The 20,490-nt window shown below is 66.1% G+C and carries 18 protein-coding genes and 2 pseudogenes; 14 read left to right on the top strand and 6 right to left on the bottom strand.

Annotated features, from left to right (window positions below):
- Positions 1 to 32: 32 nt before the first annotated feature.
- Complete coding sequence (locus B1A87_RS21980; protein ID WP_078027088.1) at positions 33 to 704, top strand: GntR family transcriptional regulator; 672 nt, start codon at positions 33 to 35, stop codon at positions 702 to 704.
- Positions 705 to 803: 99 nt separating this feature from the next.
- On the opposite strand, the gene B1A87_RS21985 is transcribed toward B1A87_RS21980, so the two are convergent.
- Positions 804 to 1,346, bottom strand: a complete 543-nt coding sequence (locus B1A87_RS21985) for a hypothetical protein (RefSeq protein ID WP_078027087.1) — start codon at positions 1,344 to 1,346, stop codon at positions 804 to 806.
- 235 nt (positions 1,347 to 1,581) lie between these two features.
- Between B1A87_RS21985 and B1A87_RS21990 the strand changes: the two genes are divergently transcribed.
- Positions 1,582 to 1,833, top strand: coding sequence for a hypothetical protein (locus B1A87_RS21990; RefSeq protein ID WP_185982436.1), 252 nt, complete (start codon positions 1,582 to 1,584; stop codon positions 1,831 to 1,833).
- A 390-nt stretch (positions 1,834 to 2,223) separates the two neighbouring features.
- On the opposite strand, the gene hxlA is transcribed toward B1A87_RS21990, so the two are convergent.
- Together hxlA and hxlB are read right to left on the bottom strand one after the other, a co-directional pair.
- Positions 2,224 to 2,847: a 3-hexulose-6-phosphate synthase gene (hxlA, locus tag B1A87_RS21995; protein ID WP_078027086.1), complete on the bottom strand. Its 624-nt coding sequence runs from the start codon at positions 2,845 to 2,847 to the stop codon at positions 2,224 to 2,226.
- A gap of 79 nt (positions 2,848 to 2,926) precedes the next feature.
- Positions 2,927 to 3,529, bottom strand: a complete 603-nt coding sequence (hxlB, locus tag B1A87_RS22000; protein WP_078027085.1) for a 6-phospho-3-hexuloisomerase — start codon at positions 3,527 to 3,529, stop codon at positions 2,927 to 2,929.
- A gap of 196 nt (positions 3,530 to 3,725) precedes the next feature.
- On the opposite strand from hxlB, the gene B1A87_RS22005 reads away from it, so the two are divergent.
- Entirely contained in the window at positions 3,726 to 5,048 is a 1,323-nt protein-coding gene (locus tag B1A87_RS22005) for a response regulator transcription factor family protein (RefSeq protein WP_078027084.1), read from the top strand.
- On the opposite strand, the gene B1A87_RS22010 is transcribed toward B1A87_RS22005, so the two are convergent.
- On the bottom strand, positions 4,942 to 6,597 hold the full coding sequence (locus B1A87_RS22010) for a DUF222 domain-containing protein (RefSeq protein ID WP_395940289.1): 1,656 nt from the start codon (positions 6,595 to 6,597) through the stop codon (positions 4,942 to 4,944). The genes B1A87_RS22005 and B1A87_RS22010 overlap by 107 nt on opposite strands.
- Before the next feature lie 270 nt (positions 6,598 to 6,867).
- Between B1A87_RS22010 and B1A87_RS22015 the strand changes: the two genes are divergently transcribed.
- Positions 6,868 to 7,440: a GNAT family N-acetyltransferase gene (locus tag B1A87_RS22015; protein ID WP_078027082.1), complete on the top strand. Its 573-nt coding sequence runs from the start codon at positions 6,868 to 6,870 to the stop codon at positions 7,438 to 7,440.
- A 153-nt stretch (positions 7,441 to 7,593) separates the two neighbouring features.
- Positions 7,594 to 8,403, top strand: coding sequence for an IclR family transcriptional regulator (locus tag B1A87_RS22020; protein ID WP_078027081.1), 810 nt, complete (start codon positions 7,594 to 7,596; stop codon positions 8,401 to 8,403).
- Here B1A87_RS22020 and B1A87_RS22025 read toward each other — a convergent pair.
- Positions 8,400 to 9,391 (bottom strand): annotated as a pseudogene (locus tag B1A87_RS22025) (IS481 family transposase). The gene B1A87_RS22020 and the pseudogene B1A87_RS22025 sit on opposite strands and share 4 nt — an antisense overlap.
- A gap of 411 nt (positions 9,392 to 9,802) precedes the next feature.
- Here B1A87_RS22025 and B1A87_RS24435 point away from each other — a divergent pair.
- From B1A87_RS24435 to B1A87_RS22045, 4 genes and pseudogenes are all read left to right on the top strand, one after another.
- Positions 9,803 to 10,154, top strand: a pseudogene (locus tag B1A87_RS24435) (bifunctional 3-phenylpropionate/cinnamic acid dioxygenase ferredoxin subunit).
- Between the two features lie 34 nt (positions 10,155 to 10,188).
- A complete protein-coding gene (locus tag B1A87_RS22035; RefSeq protein WP_078027080.1) occupies positions 10,189 to 12,099 on the top strand; it encodes a BCCT family transporter in 1,911 nt (636 codons plus the stop codon).
- Between the two features lie 23 nt (positions 12,100 to 12,122).
- Positions 12,123 to 13,112 (top strand): formyltetrahydrofolate deformylase, encoded by a 990-nt coding sequence (purU, locus tag B1A87_RS22040; protein ID WP_078027079.1) that lies wholly within the window; start codon positions 12,123 to 12,125, stop codon positions 13,110 to 13,112.
- 21 nt (positions 13,113 to 13,133) lie between these two features.
- Positions 13,134 to 15,641, top strand: coding sequence for an FAD-dependent oxidoreductase (locus B1A87_RS22045; protein ID WP_078027078.1), 2,508 nt, complete (start codon positions 13,134 to 13,136; stop codon positions 15,639 to 15,641).
- Positions 15,642 to 15,734: 93 nt separating this feature from the next.
- Here the strand turns inward: B1A87_RS22045 and B1A87_RS22050 are convergent, their stop codons facing one another.
- Positions 15,735 to 16,055, bottom strand: coding sequence for a hypothetical protein (locus B1A87_RS22050; protein ID WP_139362703.1), 321 nt, complete (start codon positions 16,053 to 16,055; stop codon positions 15,735 to 15,737).
- 313 nt (positions 16,056 to 16,368) lie between these two features.
- Between B1A87_RS22050 and B1A87_RS22055 the strand changes: the two genes are divergently transcribed.
- From B1A87_RS22055 to B1A87_RS22075, 5 genes are all read left to right on the top strand, one after another.
- Positions 16,369 to 17,154, top strand: a complete 786-nt coding sequence (locus tag B1A87_RS22055) for an amino acid ABC transporter ATP-binding protein (RefSeq protein ID WP_078027076.1) — start codon at positions 16,369 to 16,371, stop codon at positions 17,152 to 17,154.
- 1 nt (position 17,155) lies between these two features.
- Positions 17,156 to 17,800 carry an amino acid ABC transporter permease gene (locus B1A87_RS22060; protein ID WP_078027075.1) on the top strand — a complete coding sequence of 215 codons (645 nt, stop codon included), beginning with the start codon at positions 17,156 to 17,158 and terminating at the stop codon, positions 17,798 to 17,800.
- Positions 17,797 to 18,450: an amino acid ABC transporter permease gene (locus B1A87_RS22065; protein WP_078027074.1), complete on the top strand. Its 654-nt coding sequence runs from the start codon at positions 17,797 to 17,799 to the stop codon at positions 18,448 to 18,450. The genes B1A87_RS22060 and B1A87_RS22065 overlap by 4 nt, the downstream gene beginning before the upstream one ends.
- Positions 18,451 to 18,496: 46 nt before the next feature.
- A complete protein-coding gene (locus B1A87_RS22070; protein WP_078027073.1) occupies positions 18,497 to 19,369 on the top strand; it encodes an ABC transporter substrate-binding protein in 873 nt (290 codons plus the stop codon).
- A gap of 167 nt (positions 19,370 to 19,536) precedes the next feature.
- Entirely contained in the window at positions 19,537 to 20,442 is a 906-nt protein-coding gene (locus B1A87_RS22075; RefSeq protein WP_078027072.1) for a dihydrodipicolinate synthase family protein, read from the top strand.
- Positions 20,443 to 20,490 lie beyond the last annotated feature (48 nt).

Consider the following 20,490-nt stretch of genomic DNA (forward strand, 5'->3'; position numbering starts at 1 on the left):
AAGAGGACCCCACCGAAGAACGGAGCCGCGCCGTGAATGCACTTCCCGCATTGCCGCCCGCCGAGGACGAAACACTGTCCCAGGCGGAGGCGGTGTACAGGCAGTTGCGTGACAAGCTGATCATGCTGGAAATCCGGCCCGGCGAACCCATCAACGACGGGCAGCTGGCCGCCGAGCTCGGCTTCGGCCGGACACCCGTGCGCGAGGCGATCAAACGGCTGGAAGTGGACCACCTGGTGGTGTCCTATCCGCGGCGGGGCACCTTTGCCACGAATGTGGACTTCACCGAACTGGCCGACGTCTCGGAAATCCGGGAACTGCTGGAACCGTTGGCTGCGCGCCGTGCGGCCACGCGGGCCAGCGCCCCCATGCGCCGCGAATTACTGAGCGTCGCCAAAACAATTTCGGAACTGGATCCCAGCCCCGCGGAATCCCGCGAGCTCATGAAATACGACCTCACGGTGCACCGCCTGATCTACAAGGCCGCCGGGAACCCGCACCTCGAAGACACCCTGATCCGCTACGACAACCTGGCAACGCGCATCTGGTGCCTCGTCCTGGACAAGGTCCCGTCAGTGAGCGGCCACATCACCGAGCACGTGGAGCTGCTCAAGGCGGTGGCCGAGGGCGACGCCGACAAAGCCGGCGAACTCGCGTTGCACCACGTCACGAGCTTCGAAGAGACCATCCGCAAGGTCCTCTAGGGAGCGTCGGGAACGGAGGAATCCCCCGGGACTTTCCCGGGGGATTCCTGTATTCGGCCGGCGCGGGATTCGGCTGGCGCGGGCCGGCTGCGCGGGAGCCTAGTGGCCGCCTCCGCCGATCACCCCCTTTTCAACCGCCTTCGTGACGGCATCGGCTTCGGCCCGGGTCAGCGTGCCGTCGGTGACGGCCGTGTCCAGCTTGGTCTTCAGGGCGGCCGCGCGCTCCGCCTGAGCGGCGGCACGGATCTCCGAGAGCGCCGTCGTGACCTTGGCTTCGTCGACGCCGAGTGCCGTCGCGAGGGACTTGGCCATCGCCGCGTCCCTGGCGGTGCGGTCCGGCTTGGTGCCGTCGGCAGGCGGCGTGGCGGGCTTGTTGGCATCCCGGAACGCCTGGAGCGCTGCGGTCACCTTGGCCTCCTCGACGCCAAGCTTTGAGGCGAGGTCCGCAGCGATCTGGCCGCGGTCCCCCTTGTGGCCGCCCCGCATGCCGTCCGCGGGTGCGGTGCTGCCGGTGGACGCGCTGGCGCTGGCAGTGGGCGTTGGGGTGGTGGCTGCGGAGGCCATGCCCGTGACTCCCAGTCCGGCGCCCAGCGCCAAGGCTCCGGCCGCAACGCCGAGCGTGATTCTCTTGGTTCGTGACATGCTGTGTCTCCTCGATCCGCCGTGCGAAACGGCTTGTGGCTAAGGGCGTCGGGTTCAGCCCCCTTCATACAAAGATGCGGCAGCGGGATATGGCACCGCTGTTCGGAGACTGTCAGGAAGCTGTGAGTGTCACCGCGGCACCTAAGAGAGGGTCCCGCCGCCGTGGACACCGGCGGCATGGTCAGCGCAGCCTATATTTCCGAGGCCATGAGTGCGGAATCGCCGTTGGTCTCCCGTGCGACCGGACCATCCTGCCCACGAATTCATCCGACGCCGGGATGAGGAAATCATCAGTTCCGTGCGGGCGGAGCTTGACCTTGAAATCGCTGCGGGGCGTGTGGCGGCCGCCCTCAATCCGGCCGTTGGCGCCCGGCAAATCGCCGCGCTCATCGAAGGCATCCAGTTAGCGTGGCTCTACGACGACTACGTGGACATGGCCGCCCACCTGGAGGAGTTCATGCAGCTGATCAGGATTCCGCGGACGTAGCCCTCACAGCGTCACTTCCGGCGTTTCGGCCATTTCACGTTCATCAGCAGTAATCCCAGCAGCAGGGAGTCCACGGTCATGATGGCCGCTGCGAGGTAGGCCCAGCCGATCATCATGAGTTGCTCACCGCCAGCCGAAAGCCTGAAGTGCGGGTGTGGAACAGACTGCTCATGACAATCTCCTGACTTGGATCCCCCCAGCCATTCGATAGTTCACCCAAGTGTGGCACGACGCCGCCCCCCAGGGAACGGCTCTGCGCGCACGACGGTGGCTGCACCGGAACGGCGGCCGGAACCGGAGGGGCGGCTGCACCGGAACGGCGGCCCGCACCGGAAGGTGCGGGCCGCCGTCGGCGTTTCCCGGGAGTTCCCGCAGGCGCCGGAGCGCCTGTTAGATGATTGCCGCGCGCAGCTCCTTCGCAGCAACGGCGGGGTCGTCTGCGCTGTAGATGGAGCCGCCGACGACGGCGACGTCCGCGCCGGCGCGCTGCACCGCTTCAATGGTGGAGATGTTCACTCCGCCGGCCACCGAGAAGGGAACCCGGGCTTCCTCGCCGGCGCTGAGGAGCACGTTGAGGTTGTAGCCGGGCTTGGCCTGCTCGTCCAAGCCCGCGTGGAATTCGATGAACTTGGCGCCGAGGGCGCGTGCTTCCTTGGCGCGGGCCACCTTGTCCCGGACTCCGATCAGGTCCACCACGACGCCCTTGTTGTGGGCCCTGGCGGCCTTTACTGCGCCGGCAATGGTGGAGTCGTCGGCGCTGCCCAGGACGGACACGAGGTCCGCCCCGGCGTTGAAGGCGATCTCGGCCTCGAGCTCGCCGGCGTCCATGGTCTTCATGTCGGCGAACACGATCTTGTCCGGGTGCGCGGTCTTGACGGCGGTCACGGCGGCCAACCCTGCGTTCTTCACCAGCGGCGTCCCGAGTTCGATGATGTCAACGTATTCGGCCACCTTCCCGGCGAGATCGAGGGCGGCTTCGACGGTGAGGACATCCATGGCGACTTGCAGTTTCATGTGGGGGTCTCTTTCCTGGGTTTTTTGGTTTGTTGGTTGGTTCGTGGTTCTTGGTGGTGACGGGGATGAAATGAGGGGGCTATTCGAGGTTCGCGTGGCGAAGCCAGAGTTCCTCGGGGGCGGCGGCGTCCTCGTCCCAGAGGCCGTGGAAGACGGCCTCGGTGACGGCGAACAGCGCCTGCTCGAAGAGGCTGCCCGAATATTGGCGGGACACTCCGGAACGGTGGTCCGTCTTCTGCGCCGCCGGAATCAGTACGACGGCGGAGGCCAGCTCCGCGAGCGGGGAACCGGCGTTGGTGGTGTAGGCGGCAACCCGGGCGCCTTGGGCGGCCGCGGTTTCCGCGGCCTTGACCACGCTTGCCGTAGTGCCGGATCCGGAGGCGGCGAGCAACAGGTCGCCGGAACGGATGGCCGGGGCCGTGGTCTCCCCGACCACGTGCACCGTCAGGCCAAGGTGCATTAGCCGCATGGCCGCCATCTTCAGCACCAGGCCGCTGCGGCCTGCGCCCGTCACGAAAATCCTGCCGGCCAGCCGGAGTTCGGACGCCAGTCCAGCAACCTGTTCCGGATCCACGCGGCCGGCGGCCTCTGCGATCTCGTCCTGGATGAGAAGTAGGTTCCGGCTAAAGGCCCGGGACGTGCCGGCCAGGGCGGCCGGATCAGTTTCTGCGATGACGCTCATCGGCGCGTACCTCCTTCAGAAGTGGTTACCTCTTCATCCTGACCTGCCCGAAGGGCAGGCAATACGCCATCATCGGACGGTTCGTACTACCCGAAAGGGTGGGCAACCCGCTCGAACTCCGTAAACTGGGCGGGTGACCCGACCTGTCGAAACCGCGCCTGCAACCTCCGCTCCGCGGCCGCCCCATCCCGAGTTGATGCAGGCGGCCCGGCCTCTGCTGGAGGATGTCGCCGCCCTGTCCGCGGCACCGCTGGCCGACATCGCCCGGCGCCTGAGGGCGGCGCTCGTCCCCTACCTGGACAGCAGCGCCCTGGTGATCTTCACCGAGGACTGCACCGGCCGGCCGCAGAAGAAAGCCGGCGCCGAAGCCATCATCAGCCGGGTGTCCATCGCCGAACTGGACCACATCCGGGCATCGCTAGTTGGCCCGTCTCCGGCTGGCCCGTCGCTGCCCGGCGGCAACAGCTCCGGCTTCGAGGGTTCCGGCGTCGAACTGTGGGAGGGGGAGGCCGTGCTGGGCGGCGAGGAACGGCCGGTCCTCGCGTTGTCCTCGCCCAGCAATGCGCTGCTGGTCCTCGCCCATCCGCAGCCCCTGCCGGATCCCGCGGACCAGGCGGAAGCGCAGTGGGTGCTCCGCTACCTGTGGCAGCTCACGGCGGAGCGCATCAGGGAAAAGGTGGCCGATGCGCCGCCGTCGTACCTCATTGAATCCCGCGCGGCGTCGGCCGAGCGGGTACGGGTGACGGCCGAGCTCGTCGACCGCCACTCCACCACGCTCGAGACCCTCCTCGCCGCGCTGCGGTCGCCGGCCTTGAAGGACGACGCGGCGCGGAAGTCCGCCACCGACGTTGCCGCCAAAGCACTCGTGGGCCTGCGCACGCTCAACGACCGCACCACCGACCTGGTGGAAGAACCGGTCAGCACGGCCTTCCAGCGCCTGCGGGACGACCTCCGGCCGCTCATGAATTTCAGCGGGATCGACGTCCAGTTCATCGAACCGCCCGTCAACGGCCGAGCCCTGCCCGGAGAGGTGGCCCACGCCGCGCGGGCCATCGTCCGGGGCGTGGTGCTCGCCATGGTGGACCAGCCGAAGGTCCGCCGCATCCGGACCCAGTGGGACTGCGACGGCGAGAACCTCCTCATCAACGTCCGCGACGACGGCCTCGGCGAGCTGTCCGCGGAAGCACCCAATATCGCGCGCCTGGTCCAGCGCGTGGAAGCCCTGGACGGCCGCATTTCGATCGAGGTGATGCCGGGCTGGGGCGCCGATGTCGCCGTCGACCTCCCCCTCGATCCGCCCGCGCGCCAGCTGGCCGATGTCTCGGAGTGGAAGCTCGGCGAGAGGGAACTGGAGGTGCTCCAGCTGCTCTCCGCCGGGCAGCGCAACCGCGCCATAGCGGGGAAGCTGCACATCAGCGAGAACACGGTGAAGTTCCATCTCCGGAACATCTTCCGCAAGATCGGGGCCTCGTCCCGGACAGAGGCCATTGCGCTCGCCCACAGCAACGGCCTGCGCTAAGCGTGCCCCTGGCTGGCGTGGGCAGATAAGAACTGTGCTCACGCTTGCTTTCCGGCTTTGGCTCTGGGGGCGCAACGCTCCGTCGCGCCGGCGACCCGCTCCTGCGGCGACGATACCCCCGCTGTGGCTTGGTCGGTTGCGCGGGTGGGGCTGGCTGTTCAGGTTGGCTGGACCCGGGCAAGGGAGGTGCCGTGGAACGGTAGTTTTGGCCGGTCGGGGTGCGGAGTTCGATGGCGTGCCGGGGGCCGGGCGCGGGTTGGGCTTTCCATCCGGGGAGTTCTTTGGTGTGATTGCAGGCCTCGCACAGCCCGGCCGCGTTTCCGAGACTGGTGGTTCCGCCCTTGTGCCACGGTACGACGTGGTCGTGATGGCGGATGGGTGCGTCACAGTACGGGGTGCGGCAGGTGTCATCACGGGCCTCGATGAAGCGCCGCAGCCCGGCTGGGAACAGTCGTGCCCGTGAATCCATGGCGACGAGGTCGCCGGTCCCGGGTGCGGTGTACAGCCGGCGAAGCCAGGTCCTGAGCTCGTGATCGTCCTCCTTCCGGCCCTGCGCCCGGGTAAGCAGGTGGCGGGCCCAGCCGGCCGGGACGGTGCCGTACCCGGGTAGCCGGGCCGGCTCGCCATCGCCTTGGAAGAGGGTGCGGTCGGTCATGACGAGCTGGATCTCCACGCCCGAGATTCCCCCGGGGGTGCCCGTAGTACGTTCAACCAGGGCGTCGGCCATGACCTGTCCACGTGTCCGGTCATCCCCTTCGGAGCGAAGGCTGTCGGCGTGCCGGCTGAGCGCGGCATGCACGGCGACGCCCTGCGCGACGGGCAGCAGGGCTGTCAGGTAGGTCATGGTGTCCGGTGCCGGGCGAAGGCTGACACACCGCTCCTCAGCGGCGCGACCGGCCCGTTGGGTGACGGAGCGGGGGTCCCGGCGGTAGGACGCGGCCCTAACCGCCGCGGTGATGGCGCGGTCCCCGACCCCGGCGAAGGTCCCTGTGTCGGGAGCGAGTTCGTCGTCGACGGCGCACCGGTCGGCCGCGGACAGGCATGCTGTCTCCTTGACGATCACGGTGGCACGCCATTCGTTGAGCTGCCCGCTGTCCAGGGCGGCCAGGGTGTGCGGCATCTCGGTCACGAGGGCCTTGGCGAGGCCAAGCTGGCGGCTGCCGCGGCTGGGCGATTCCCGGCGGGCGAGGGCGATCTGCGCGGCCACGCCCTGGCCCCGTTCCGCGACGGGGACCCCGGCCGTGGCCTGTCTCTTATACACATCTAGATGTGTATAAGAGACAGCGGCAATCCTTGCCTGCAGGCCGGCGCCCACGCACTTCAGGACCTCCAAGCCAGCCAGCTGCTCGATCAGCCCGGCGCTGTCCGGGCTGATCTGCAGCGAACCCGCCGCAGCAATCAGGTCTTGAACACTGGCACAGGACCCAGCGGAGCTGGACGCATAGGTGTTCGAGGCGGCGTCATCGGCAAACGCGGCCTCGGGAAACGCAGGGCCCGAAAATGCGGCGTCGGGGAAAGGGTCCTCTGGAAAGGTGGGGTCTGAAAACACGATGTTCGGGTCAGAGTCATATGGATAGCTGTCATCCGGGAACGCGTCGAATGAAAACCCGCCGTCCGGAAAAGCGGCACCGGGAAGAGCGCCGCCTGGTGGCGGGGCTACCAGTCTCAACTCCGACTCCCGAATGTTGTTCATAGACACAGTCTTCCAAGGGGGTCTGACATTCTAGGGCCGTCGCGACACAGCGGGCGTAGTGCGGTTTCAACCGCTGCCCGCGAACTGCCCCTTGCAGGACCGGCAGGCCGGTGACAGGGTGGCGGCATGGCGATCGAGATTCGTCCGGCGACGCAGTTCGAGGACGTGAAAACGATGCTCGGACCCAAGCGGCCCGATGCGACCGTGTGCTGGTGCCTGAGCTACCGCATCCCCTCCAATCAGAACGTGCAGCTACACGGCCCGGAGCGAGGGGAACTGGTGGAGCAACTCGTGGGGCAGGCGCCGCCGCCGGGGGTGCTCGCATACGACGAGGATGAAGTGGTGGGCTGGGCGGCCGTCCATCCGCGCGCCGACACCAGCTTTGCCCGCAACCGCAGGATTCCGCACGTGGACGACCTCGACGTGTGGTCCGTGTGGTGCATTCGGGTGCGGCCTGGACATCGCCGCGAGGGAATCTCCCATCAGCTGCTGCAGGGTGCCGTCGATTTCGCCCGGCAGCACGGTGCGCCCGCCATCGAAGGCTACCCCGTGGACAACCGGGGCCAACGCGTTGACCTCACCATGGCCTACGTTGGCACCCGCAAACTCTTCGAACAGGCCGGGTTCGCCTGGGCTGCCGACACTGACTCAGTGATCAATGGCTTCCCCCGCGTGCTCATGCGCCGTGACCTGCGCTGATTCGCAGGCGCTGCGTTAACCCGCTTAACGCAATGTCAGCTCCGTCACACCTCCGGGACTAGGATCGGAATGGTCGAACTAACCGAGAGGACGCTACAGGCGGCCTTGTGGCGGGTAAGCAAAAGCCGCAGAAACTACTTGAGAGTATGGATCATGGCTTCGAACAGTGACCCTGAATCTGATATCGATGCTGAGGGTGGGCAGCACGGAGGTGTCCAGTCCGTAGACCGGGCGCTCGCAGTCCTGGAAATACTTGCCCGGGACGGCCATGCGGGCGTGAGCGAAATTGCCGAGGAGATGGGCATCCACAAGTCCACGGTTTCCCGCCTGCTGGGCTCCCTGGTCAGCCGGGAAATGGTCCACCAGAACAGCGAACGGGGAAAATACCAACTGGGGTTCGGCATCCTGCGGCTGGCAAGCTCCATCCCCGGCCGACTCAGCCTGGTCCGCGAGGCCCGGCCCGTGCTGGAAAGCCTGGCCGAGGAATTCAAGGAGACCGTCAACCTCGCCGTTCTGCGCTCCAATTACGCCGTTAATGTGGACCAGGCCATGGGACCGTCAACGCTGGCCACCTACGACTGGGTGGGCAGCCTGACGCCGCTTCACGCCACGTCCAGCGGAAAAGTCCTGCTCGCAGCCTTGTCCGCGGACGACCGCGACCGCATCCTGAAGGAGACGGGGCTCCCGGCCCGGACTCCCCGGACCATCACCAACCGGGCCAAGCTCGAAAACCAGCTTCTCGACGTCGCCCGCAACGGCTACGGCGTGGTCCGGGAAGAGTTCGAAATCGGGCTCAACTCGATGTCAGTGCCGGTGTACAACCATGTTGGGGCGGTGATCGGCGCGGTCAGCATTTCCGGCCCGGCCTTCCGCTTTGATCCCGAGGCGGCGCCGGGACTCCTCGAGGCGCTCAAACAGGCAGGCCTCCGGATCAGCGCGAACATGGGCTACACCCGGCGCTAGTTGTACTGCCCAGGCAGGTTGGTTAAGCGGCTGATGGGCGGGTGGCCTCCGATTGCGGTGTGGGGCCTGTGGTGATTGTAATGGTGCAGCCATGCCGGGAGGGCGTTTCTGCGGGCTGATTCTGTGGCGTAGAAGCGTTGGAATGCCCAGCCGTCGGCCAGAGTGCGGTGGAACCGTTCGATCTTGCCGTGGTCTGCGGACGGTAGGGGCGGGTCTTCTTGGCCTTGACGTTCAGCTCCCGGCAGGTGTCCCCCTAGAGGTGGGATTTGTAGGCTGAGCCGTTATCAGACAGGACCCGCTCGACGGTGACGCCGCGGGCGGCGAACCAGGACACGGCCCGTCGCAGCACTCCCACAGCGGTGACCGCTGTTTCGTCGCCGTGAATCTCGGCGTAGGCGACGCGGGAATGGTCGTCGATGACCGTGTGCACGTAGGCGGTGCCGATCAAAGGATTGTGATGCCTGTTGCGCGGCTTGTCAGAGGTCCCTATCCGGTTCCGCTTGCCGTCCTGCCGTCCGACGTAGCGCCAGCCGCCGCCGTCGGGGATGTTGCCGAGTTTTTTCACGTCGACATGGATCATCGCCCCCGGCGTGTCGTGCTCGTAGCGTCGGATGACTTCCCCGGTGCGTTTGTCCACGTGATGCAACCGGTTCAGCCGGCACCGCACCAGAACCGCGTGGACGGTCGAGGCGGGCGTGGACAGCTTCGCGCCGATCGCGACCGGCCCCAGCCGCTGCTTCCACCGCAGGTGCACGACCTTGCGGACCAGTTGCTGCGGGGTCCGGTTCACCACCCGGTGCGGACGTGAGGATCTGTCAGGCATGCCCGCTTCGCCCATCGCGGCATACCGTTCAGCCCACCGTTTGGCTGTGGGCCAGGAACAATTGAACTGTTCGGCAGCCCGGGACACCGGCCAGCCGTGATCAACGACGAGACGCGCGAGGCGTAACCGTTGGCGTGGAGTCAAAGCGGCATTAGCGTGGGACATTGAGGACCTCCTGGTCGCCTCAGCGGTTGTCTAAGCAACTCCACTGTGCAACCGGAGGTCCTCACCCATGAGTCAACGACTCCAGCGAGTCATCACATTCACCCAACCAACGTCTCTGGGCAGTACAGCTAGTACCGGCCTAGCGGGCATCCTTCGGTCCCGGCTTCGGTCTTGGTGCCGGGTAGCCGGTCATCAGCACGCCCGAGAGGACCCAGATCAGGCCTATCCTGCCACGGCCAGTCCTCCGCCGAGACCGGTCTGCCGGCAGGACCGGGCCGCGCAATAGAGCAGAAAAGTCTTGACATCCCCTGTGAGCAACCCCACTCTGTTGCTTATTGCGATTGCTGTTGATCCCTGCGGAACAACGCCCGGCAGTTGCGCAGGATCCCCGAACGAAGAAGAGGTCCCTCCATGCACAAGGCATGCCCGCTCAGCGAACTGGCACCCGGGGAAGCGCTGCGGCTGAATACGTCGCCGCCCATCGCCGTCTTCCACACCGAAGAGGGCGAACTCTTTGCCATCGACGACACATGCACGCACCAAGACGCCTCCCTGGCCGACGGCTGGGTGGAGGACTGCTGGGTCGAATGCCCGCTGCACGCCTCCCGGTTCAACCTGCGCACGGGAAGCGTTGACGCCCCGCCGGCCAAGCTGCCGGTCCGCTCCCACGAAGTCTCAGTGATCGACGGCGACATCATGATCACCGAATCCGACGAGGTTCCCAACCTCCCCCCCTGGCCTGACAATGGACGGCCACGTCTAGCACCAGCCCATGAATCCGAACAAAGGACTCCCTCATGGCATTGGACAGTGACATTGCTGCCCTCGATCCCACCCCGCCCGCACCCCTCCCGCCCGCAGCAGTCCTGGACACGGAGGACTGTGAGCAGCTCCTGCAGGAGCTGCGCCAGACCAAGACCGAGCGGGCCGTAACGGAACGCCGGAACCGCAAACTCACACTCGACAAGGCCACCTTCGGGATCACGGGCGCATGCGCCGTCGCCTTCGTCTTGTGGGGCTTCTTCGGACGGGACAGCCTCGCTGCCACATCGCAAAGCGTCCTCGACTGGGTCATGGAGTACACCGGCTGGCTCTTCATGGTCCTGGCGTCGCTCTTCGTGGTCTTTGTTCTGTGGCTGGCCCTCGGCAAGTTCGGCAACATCCCGCTGGGCAAGGACGGCGAGAAACCCGAATTCCGCACCATCTCCTGGGTAGCCATGATGTTTGCCGCCGGCATGGGCATCGGGCTCATGTTCTACGGCGTGGCCGAACCCCTCTACCACTACGTCTCGCCGCCGCCCGGAACCGTGGACGGACGGACCCCCGCGGCCATCCAGACCGCCATGGCCACCTCTATCTTCCACTGGACCCTGCACCCCTGGGCCATGTATGCAGTGGTTGGCATCGCCATGGCCTACGGCACCTACCGACTGGGCCGCAAGCAGCTCATCTCCGCGGCCTTCACCTCGCTCTTTGGCATCAGGATGGTTGAAGGCCCGGTGGGCAAGTTCATTAATATCCTGGCTATTTTCGCCACGCTGTTCGGCACCGCTGCCTCGCTGGGCCTGGGCGCCCTCCAGATCGGCAGCGGCCTGACGTCCAACGGCTGGGTGGGGGAAATCGGCACACCCGTGCTCGTGGTCATCGTCGCAATCCTGACGTCCTGTTTCGTGGCCTCCGCGGTCTCCGGCATCAGCCGCGGCATCCAGTGGCTGTCCAACATCAACATGGTCCTGGCCGTTGTCCTGGCCCTCATCGTGTTCGTGGCCGGGCCCACGCTCTTCATCCTGAACCTGATCCCGGCCGCCGTGGGGGACTATGCCAGGGACCTGGCGGAAATGTCTTCCCGGACCGAGGCCGTGGGAGACGAGGCGCTGCGGAGCTGGATGTCCAGCTGGACCATCTTCTACTGGGCCTGGTGGCTGTCTTGGACACCGTTCGTTGGGATGTTCATCGCCCGTATCAGCCGGGGCCGTACCATCCGGCAGTTCGTCACCGGAGTCCTGCTGGTTCCCAGCCTTGTCAGCGTGATCTGGTTCGGCATCTTCGGCGGCACTGCCTTCGGCATCCAGCAGCAGGCCGACAAGACGGAGAACCCCGCCGACGGCCTCGTCAAAATGGTCGACGGCGCACCCTCCATCTCGTTCGACGGCGCCCTTTTCGACCTGATCAAGAACCTGAACATGCCTGCCTGGGCCACCGCCGCGGTCATCGTCCTGGCCATGGTCCTGGTGGCAATCTTCTTCATCACCGGAGCAGACTCCGCCTCCATCATCATGGCCTCCCTGAGTTCCAACGGAGCCAGCGAACCCCGCCGCGGGCTGGTGATCTTCTGGGGCCTGCTGACCGGCGGAGTGGCAGCCGTGATGCTCCTTGCCGGCGGAGACGAACCGTCCGAAGCGTTGTCCGGCCTGCAGCGGATCACGATCGTGGCCGCCCTGCCCTTCGTGGTGGTGATGCTCCTGCTCTGCCTCGCTCTGGCCCGCGACCTGCGCCGTGATCCGCTGGCGCTGCGGCAGCGGCTCGCCACCACGGTGGTCGAACGCGCCATCCGCACCGGAGTGGAACAGCACGGCGGCGTCCAGTTCGATCTCGTGACCAGGCATGAATGCGACGGACGCTGTGCCGAGGGCACGCGCTGCCCGGGTGACACCACGTCCAGCGACGCCAAGACCAGCGACGCCACCGACGCCGTCGCCACCAACTAGTCGCCACCACCAAGGAGACAACCGTGACCACAGTTCTTGAAAGCCGCCCCGCCGGCGCTGCAACTACGGCCGCTGCAGCCGCAAGGGCCGAGGCCTCTAGCGCGGCTGCGCGTTCGGTGTCCGAGGCCCGGACGGCGGAATTCGTCCTGACCCTGGCCTGCCCCGAGCGGCCGGGCATCGTCCGGGCTGTCACCGCCTTCCTGGCCGACCGCGGCTTCGACATCGTGGAGCACCAGCAGTTCGACGACCACGTCAGCGGCAACCTCTACCTGAGGACGGCCTTCACGGGAGGAGGCGCCGACCCCGGTTTCGACGAGCTCAACCACCGGGCAGCCGTCACGGCAGAAAGCCTCACCGCCGAATTCGCGGCGACGGCCGGGGAGTTCGGCATGAATTTCACCTTCCATGACGGTCGGCCCCAGCGGCTGCTGGTCATGGTCTCGAAGTTCGGCCATTGCCTGAACGACCTGATTTTCCGCTGGCGCGCCGGCAGCCTGGGTGCGGAGATCGCCGTCGTGGTTTCCAACCACGAGGAGCTGCGCGCGATGGCCGAAGGTGCCGGGCTGCCCTTCATCCACGTGCCCGTCACGGCCGCCACCAAGCCCGAGGCGGAGGCCCGTCTGCTGGAGCTCATCGCCGAATACGATGCCGACCTCGTGGTCCTGGCCCGCTACATGCAGGTGCTCTCCAACGATCTGTGCACCAGCCTGCGCGGCCGGGCCATCAACATCCACCATTCCTTCCTGCCCGGCTTCAAGGGCGCCAAGCCGTACCACCAGGCATACGACCGCGGCGTGAAACTCGTCGGGGCCACGGCGCACTACGTCACCCCGGAGCTGGACGAGGGCCCCATCATCGAGCAGGAAGTCTTCCGGGTGGACCACAGCCTTGATGCGGACGCCCTGGTGACGGTCGGCCGCGATGCCGAATCGCAGGCCCTGTCCCGGGCCGTGAAGTGGCATTGCCAGCACCGCGTCCTGCTCAACAACACCCGCACCGTCGTATTCCGCTAACGCGAACCAGGAGAACCATTTATGAGCGCATCACCACGCGTCGTCATCATCGGCGCCGGCATCGTCGGCACCAACCTCGCGGACGAACTTTCCAGCCGCGGCTGGGACAACATCACCGTCGTCGAGCAGGGCCCGCTCGAGCTCGCCGGCGGGTCCACGTCGCACGCGCCCGGCCTGGTCTTCCAAACCAACCCGTCCAAGACCATGACCGAGTTCGCCAGCTACACGGTGGACAAGCTGCTCTCCCTCAGCGCCGACGGAGTGTCCTGCTTCAACCAGCTGGGCGGGCTCGAGCTGGCCACCACCGAGACGCGGCTGCAGGACCTCAAGCGCAAGCTGGGCTACGCCACGTCCTGGGGCATCGAAGGCCGCATCATCGACCCCGACGAGTGTGAAAAGCACTACCCGCTGCTCAACTCCGGCGCCCTCGGAGACGGCCGCGAAGTCCTCGGCGGCCTCTACGTCCCCACCGACGGCCTGGCCTCCGCCGCCCGCGCCGTCCAGCTGCTGATCAGCCGCACCCGCGAAGCAGGTGTGACCTACCTCGGCTCCACCACCGTGACAGGCATCGAGCAGACCGGCGGAAAGGTCACCGGAGTCGAAACGGCCGACGGCGTGATCCCGGCCGACATCGTGGTGTCCTGCGCCGGGTTCTGGGGCCGCGAGCTCGGCAAGATGGTGGGCATGAAGGTGCCTCTGTTGCCGCTGGCCCACCAGTATGTGAAGACCACGGCGCTGGCGGAGCTGAAGGGCCGCAACGAGCTTCCCAACGGCGCCCGCCTTCCAATCCTGCGCTACCAGGACAAGGACCTGTACTACCGCGAGCACGGCGACCGCATCGGCATCGGCAGCTACGCGCACCGCCCCATGCCGGTGGACATGGCGGAGCTCCCCCGCGTCGGCGCCGACGAGATGACCGATCACCACATGCCCTCCCGGCTGGACTTCACCCTGGACGATTTCCTGCCCTCCTGGGAGGACAGCAAGGACCTGCTCCCGGCACTTCGCGGGGCGCAGATCGAGGACGGCTTCAACGGCATCTTCTCGTTCACCCCGGACGGCGGCCCGCTCATGGGCGAGTCCCCCGACGTCGAGGGCTTCTTTGTCGCCGAGGCCGTCTGGGTCACCCACTCCGCAGGCGTCGCCCGGGCCATGGCCGAACTGATCATCGAGGGCCGGTCCCGCACCGACCTGCACGGCTGCGAGCTGACGCGCTTCGAGAAGGTCCAGACCACCGACCAGTACGTCAGCGAAACTTCCCAGCAGAACTTCGTGGAGATCTACGACGTCCTGCACCCGCTCCAGCCGAAGGAATCCCCGCGGGACCTGCGCGTCAGCCCCTTCAACGTCCGGCAGAAGGAACTCGGCGCGTTCTTCCTGGAGTCAGCTGGCTGGGAGCGCCCGCACTGGTTCGAGGCCAACGCCGGCCTGCTCGAAGAGCTGCCCGCGGAATGGCAGGCGCCGGAGCGGGACGCGTGGTCCGCGATGTTCTCCTCCCCCATCTCGGCGGCCGAGGCGTGGAGGACGCGCACCGCCGTCGGGCTTTACGACATGACGCCGCTGAAGCGGCTTGCCGTCAACGGCCCCGGCGCCCAGGGCCTGCTGCACCGGCTCAGCACCGGCAACATCGCCAAGAAGCCGGGCGCGGTGACGTACTGCCTCCTGCTGGAGCACGACGGCGGCATCCGCAGCGACGTGACCGTCGCCCGCCTCGCGGAGGAACAGTTCCAGCTGGGCGTGAACAGCAACGTGGACTTCGACTACCTGCGCGTCGAGGCCGGGAAGCAGTCGGCCGCGGACCCCGCCCAGTGGGTGCACGTCACGGACATCACCGGCAGCACGTGCTGCATCGGGCTGTGGGGGCCGCTGGCCCGTGAAGTGATCGGCAAGGTCAGCGGGGACGACCTCAGCAACGACGGCCTGAAATACTTCCGCACCAAGGAGATTTCAGTGGGCGGCATCCCCGTCACGGCCATGCGGCTCTCCTACGTGGGCGAGCTCGGCTGGGAGCTCTACACCACAGCGGAGTACGGGCTGAAGCTCTGGGACCTGTTGTTTGAGGCCGGGCAGGAACACGGCATCATCGCTGCCGGCCGCGGCGCGTTCAACAGCATGCGGCTCGAGAAGGGCTACCGGCTGTGGGGGACGGACATGACCTCCCAGCACCACCCCTACGAGTCAGGGCTGGGGTTCTCCATCGCCAAGGACAAGGAAGGCTTCGTGGGCTGCGAGGCACTGGCCGTCCGCAAGGAGCAGCCCGCCAGCCGGGCCCTGCGGTGCCTGACTGTCGATAACGGCACCTCCATGGTCCTCGGCAAGGAACCCGTGTACGTCAACGGCCAGGCGGCTGGTTACGTCACGAGCGCCGCCTACGGCTATTCGGTGCGCAAACCGATCGCCTACGCCTGGCTGCCGGCCGGCGTCGGGATCGGCGACTCCGTGGAGATCGAGTACTTCGGCGAGCGCATCGCGGCGACCGTCACGGCCGAGCCCCTCTTTGATCCCGGCATGGAGCGACTGCGCGGCTGACGCGCTCCTCTCTGCCACACATCGACGGCGACACTCCGGACTTACCGGGGTGTCGCCGTCGTCGTGGGGTCCAACAGGGGTCAGCAGGCTCAGTCACACTGGGAGCGGGCGGCAGAGGTTTCGGAGGGCGGCATAGCTGGCCGCGGCCGCCTCTGTCTCGGCCTGAATCCGCTGCGTGAGCACCTCGACCTGTTCGGAGATCTGGAGGCTGACCGGGAGACGCTGGCCGGGCCAGGCGGATGCCTCACGGGAGTCGACCAGGGCCGCGGTCAATGCCTTGGAGAGGGCATGAACCTTCCACGAGTGCCGCACGCAGTGAACTGCCCGCCGTTTGAGTTCCGGGCCTTGGACCAGGAGCTCGCGGCTGCCCGACACCACTGCCAGCAGCGTCCGCCCGGCTTGAATTCTTCTCATGCGTGCACATCCCCCAACACACCAATTTCGGAACCGTTTGTTCGAGTGTTGCGGAGGTGCCTCAACTTCCGGTCAAGGCGGTCCAAGGATTTGCCCAATTCCGCCGTCCTGACCCTTTTTGCCAAAAAAACGACGGCGACACTCCGGACTTGCTGGGGTGTCGCCGTCGTTCTGTGGTCAAACAGGGTCAGCAGGGCTGCGGCTGCCGAAATTTAGGTCTTCCCTTGGCTGAGTGTGCCATGTACCATTTCACATATCACGTGACATAGCCCACATCGATCGACGGCTCTTGGCCCCCACATGGAAGATCGCTATGACCCTTTCAGAAATCGCAGACGGTAAGCTCGCACCTCGTCTGGGTATCAAGCTAGACAACATTTCGAAGCGCTACGGCGAACACACCGTCCTCGACGACGTATCCCTGCACGTTGAACCGGGGACGGTCACGGCTCTCATCGGACCCTCAGGTGCCGGTAAAAGCACATTCCTAAGATGCATCAACCTGCTGGAGCGCCCCGATTCCGGCACCATCCAGGTAGACCAGCACACCATCGAGCCCGGCAAGGATGTCACCAGCCGCGACCTTGCGGCCCTGCGGCGCACAGTGGGCATGGTGTTCCAGTCCTTCAACCTGTTTCCGCACATGTCCGCCTTGAAGAACATCAGCTTCCCCCAGCAGAAGGTCCTGGGACGCACCAAGGAAGAGGCCGACGCACGGTCGAGGCAGCTGCTGGAGAGGGTGGGCCTCAAGGAGAAGGCGGACCAGCATCCGGGGAAGTGCTCCGGCGGCCAGCAGCAGCGCATCGCCATCGCCCGAGCCCTTGCCCTCGATCCGGCCATCATGCTCTTCGACGAGCCGACATCGGCCCTGGACCCCGAGGTGGGGCTCGAAGTCCTGGCCGTGATGCGCGAACTGGCCGCGGACGGTATGACGATGATCGTGGTCACCCATGAAATGCAGTTCGCCCGGGACGTCTCGGACACGCTCGTCGTCATGGCCGATTGCAAGATCATCGAGCAGGGCGATCCGCGCGCCATCATGAGCGACCCCAAGGAAGCCCGCACCCGCCGCTTCCTCCGGGCCGTGCTGGAGCGCTGATATGGACGCCCTTTCAGCAGTACTTCAGGGACTGCCTATGACGATCATGCTGACGCTCTCAGCGTTCGCCATCGGCATCGTGGGCGCCGTTCCCCTGGCAGTGGGCTTGTCGTCGTCGAACCTTCTTGCGCGGCTGGTGTCGCGGCTCTTCGTGGACCTGGTCCGCGGAGTCCCGATCATCGTTTGGCTTTTCCTGCTCAAGTTCGGCATCCAGATCGGCACGTTCAAGTTCAACCCCGTCGGCGCCGCAATAGTCGGCCTGGGCGTTGTCTCCATCGCCTATCTCGCCGAAATCTACCGCGGCGGGCTACAGTCCGTTCCGCGCGGCCAAGGCGAGGCAGCGCATGCCCTCGGACTGACCCGCGGGACCACGTTCTACGGCGTGATGGTCCCGCAGGCCTTCCGCATCATCTCCCCCTCGATCGCCACCTATCTGACCGGCCTGCTCAAGGACTCCTCGATCGCGTCGACGATCATCGTCACCGAGATGGTCTTCCAGTCCCAGGCCTTCGCCCGGCAACACCCCACGGTGGAGGGGATCCTGCCCTACATCATCGTGGGCGTCCTTTACATCGTGCTCAGCTTGCCGATCGCGTACTTGTCCCGTCGACTCGACTCCCGCATGAGGAAGGCCATCTACGCATGACCTGGCTAACAGAATGGGCGGGCTACCTCCCGCAGATGATGGCCGGCCTCGGTGTCAGCCTCCTGATCGCCGGCATCTCGATCTTCTTCGGCTATCCGTTGGGCCTGGTACTCAGCCTCATGGTCACCGCGAAGAACCTGGCCGTCCGCACGCTGGGACTCGCCGTCGTCGAAATTGGCCGCGGCGCACCGGCCCTGGTGATCCTCTACCTCTTCTACTATGGCTTGCCGAAGTTCGGGATCGCGTTCGAGAGCATCACTGCCGCCTGCCTCGCCCTCACGTGGAACTCAGCGGCGTACTCGAGCGAGATCATGCGGGCAGGGCTCCAATCGGTGGCCCGCGGACAGCTTGAGGCTTCCAATGCCCTTGGCTTGTCGCAGCGCGACACCTTCTTCCGGGTCGTCATGCCGCAAGGCATGAGGTCGGCGATCCCCGGGCTCATGGGAGTCGCGATCCAGATGTTCCAAGGCACGTCCCTTGCATACGGAATCGCCGTCCCCGAGCTGATGAAGACGGCGTACAACATCGGCAGCCAGGACTTCAACTATCTGCAGATCTTCACTCTCGCAGGCCTCTGCTACGCCGTCATTTCGATGCCGGCCACGTGGATCACCGTCTTCTTCGAGAAGCGCATGGCCCGCCACACCTGACCGCTCCGCCACATCCTGCAGCACCCCCAACAACACAGGAGGAACCATGAATACCCACCGACTCAAAGGCGCCGGCATCCTGACTGCCAGCGCGATCGCCCTCAGCCTCGCCCTGACAGCCTGCGGCGGATCCTCGGACGCAAGCACCGCCTCATGCACTCCGAAGCACCCCGGCATCCAGACCGTCGCACCGGGCAAGCTCACGGTGGGCGTCATCGACATCCCGCCGTTCAGCAGCTACAACAGCGGCAAGCCCAACGGCATAGACATCGCGATCGTCAGCAATATTGCGAAGGACGAGTGCCTCGAACCCGCCTACCAGCAAGCCACCTACGCAGATGCCGTGCAGTCGATCTCGGGCGGCAACATCGACCTCGCGGTGGGCACCATCGACGCAACCGAGAAGCGCCTCAAGGCTGTCGACTTCTCCGCCTCCACCTACCTCGACGGCATGGGCATCGTTTCCAAGTCGGGCGCCACCACCGTTTCGGATCTTGAAAAGATGAACAAGGTCGGCACGATCGACGGCTACCTGTGGGTTGAGGACCTCAAGAAGATCCTGGGCGACAGGCTCGTCACCTACCCCAGCAGCGTCGAGCTCAAGGCGGATTTCGACGCCGGCCGCCTGGACGCCGACGTCGACGCTTACGGCGTGCAGGTGCTTCAGTTCAAGGGCGCCGCCGGCGTCAAGGTTTCGCTCGCGAACGAGAAGCCGGACGCGCGCGTCGGGGCAATCGCCCACGCACCCGAAGCCGCGTTCCCGATGACCAAGGGCAACAAGAGCCTGCAGGAGGCACTCGACGCCGGCATCACCGCACAGCGCGCGGATGGCACCATCACCAAGCTCCTGACCGGCGCCGGGCTGTCCGAAGGACTCGGGAAGGTCGCCGAAAAGCAGTACGTAGTTCCCGCAAGCTAGCCCGCCCTGCTCCTTCCAGCTGACGCAAGTCAGCAACCCCGGGTGCCGGGCTGCGGCCCGGCACCCATTCCAACCACCTGTGCAATGTCACATGGTAGATTAGGCTGTGAGGTAGCTCACGGCAGCACAATGACGGCGCCGCGTGTGCCCCACCGAAAGGACCCACAATGACTGAAACCCGCAAGGCCTGGCACGGCGTACTCGTCGCCACAGCGCTGCCGTTCAAGGACGATCTCAGCATCGACTACGACGCCTACGCTGAGCATGTCCGTTTCCTGGCCAACGCAGGCTGCGACGGCGTAGCCCCCAACGGCTCGCTGGGCGAGTACCAGACGCTGAGCGAAGAAGAGCGCGCCCGCGTGATCACGACTGCGGTCGAGGCCGCGCCTGAGGGCTTCACCGTCATGGCCGGCGTGGGCGCCTACGGCGGGCTGCAGACGCAGAAGTGGGCAGAGCAGGCCGCCGAGGCCGGCGCCAAGGCGCTCATGCTGCTTCCCCCGAACGCCTACCGCGCCAACGACGACGAGGTGGTGGACCACTTTCGCCGCGCGGCCGCCGTCGGGCTGCCGATCGTGGCCTACAACAACCCCATCGACACCAAAGTGGACCTGACTCCGCAGCTCATCGCCCGCCTCCACGGTGAAGGCCTCATTGTCGGCGTCAAGGAGTTCACTGGTGACGTCCGCCGGGCCTACGAGATCAAAGAACTCGCTCCGGAGGTGGACCTCCTCATCGGAACGGACGATACCGTCGTCGAAATGGGCCTGGCAGGTGCCGTCGGCTGGGTGGCGGGCTACCCGAACGCAATTCCTGAATCCACCCTCGAGCTCTACCGGCTCTCCACCTCCGGCGACGTCGCAGACCTTGAGCGGGCCCGGGAAATCTACCGCGACCTGCACTCCTTGCTTCGCTGGGACAGCAAGACGGAATTCGTCCAGTCCATCAAGCTGTCCATGGACGTCGTTGGCCTCCGTGGCGGCGCCTGCCGCCCGCCGCGCGGACCGCTCGCCCCAGACGTGCGGAACGCCGTCGTCCGCGACACCGAAGCAGCCCTCGCCAAGGGCTACAAGTAAACAAAAGGGTTGGTTACGGGCAGGCCGGATCCGAATCTGGACCTAAGC

It is taken from the genome of Arthrobacter sp. KBS0703, from assembly GCF_002008315.2.
In the GTDB taxonomy this organism is placed as follows: Bacteria; Actinomycetota; Actinomycetes; order Actinomycetales; family Micrococcaceae; genus Arthrobacter.

Bases quoted from the DNA above. Each gene is read 5' to 3' on its own strand.
- B1A87_RS22055 (WP_078027076.1), top strand. From the start codon at position 16,369: ATGACCCTTTCAGAAATCGCAGACGGTAAGCTCGCACCTCGTCTGGGT.
- B1A87_RS22005 (WP_078027084.1), top strand. From the start codon at position 3,726: ATGCAGGCGGCCCGGCCTCTGCTGGAGGATGTCGCCGCCCTGTCCGCG.
- B1A87_RS22045 (WP_078027078.1), top strand. From the start codon at position 13,134: ATGAGCGCATCACCACGCGTCGTCATCATCGGCGCCGGCATCGTCGGC.
- B1A87_RS21985 (WP_078027087.1), bottom strand. From the start codon at position 1,346: ATGTCACGAACCAAGAGAATCACGCTCGGCGTTGCGGCCGGAGCCTTG.
- B1A87_RS22035 (WP_078027080.1), top strand. From the start codon at position 10,189: ATGGCATTGGACAGTGACATTGCTGCCCTCGATCCCACCCCGCCCGCA.
- hxlA (WP_078027086.1), bottom strand. From the start codon at position 2,847: ATGAAACTGCAAGTCGCCATGGATGTCCTCACCGTCGAAGCCGCCCTC.
- B1A87_RS22060 (WP_078027075.1), top strand. From the start codon at position 17,156: ATGGACGCCCTTTCAGCAGTACTTCAGGGACTGCCTATGACGATCATG.
- B1A87_RS22075 (WP_078027072.1), top strand. From the start codon at position 19,537: ATGACTGAAACCCGCAAGGCCTGGCACGGCGTACTCGTCGCCACAGCG.
- B1A87_RS22050 (WP_139362703.1), bottom strand. From the start codon at position 16,055: ATGAGAAGAATTCAAGCCGGGCGGACGCTGCTGGCAGTGGTGTCGGGC.
- B1A87_RS22020 (WP_078027081.1), top strand. From the start codon at position 7,594: ATGGCTTCGAACAGTGACCCTGAATCTGATATCGATGCTGAGGGTGGG.
- B1A87_RS22015 (WP_078027082.1), top strand. From the start codon at position 6,868: ATGGCGATCGAGATTCGTCCGGCGACGCAGTTCGAGGACGTGAAAACG.
- hxlB (WP_078027085.1), bottom strand. From the start codon at position 3,529: ATGAGCGTCATCGCAGAAACTGATCCGGCCGCCCTGGCCGGCACGTCC.
- B1A87_RS22070 (WP_078027073.1), top strand. From the start codon at position 18,497: ATGAATACCCACCGACTCAAAGGCGCCGGCATCCTGACTGCCAGCGCG.
- B1A87_RS22065 (WP_078027074.1), top strand. From the start codon at position 17,797: ATGACCTGGCTAACAGAATGGGCGGGCTACCTCCCGCAGATGATGGCC.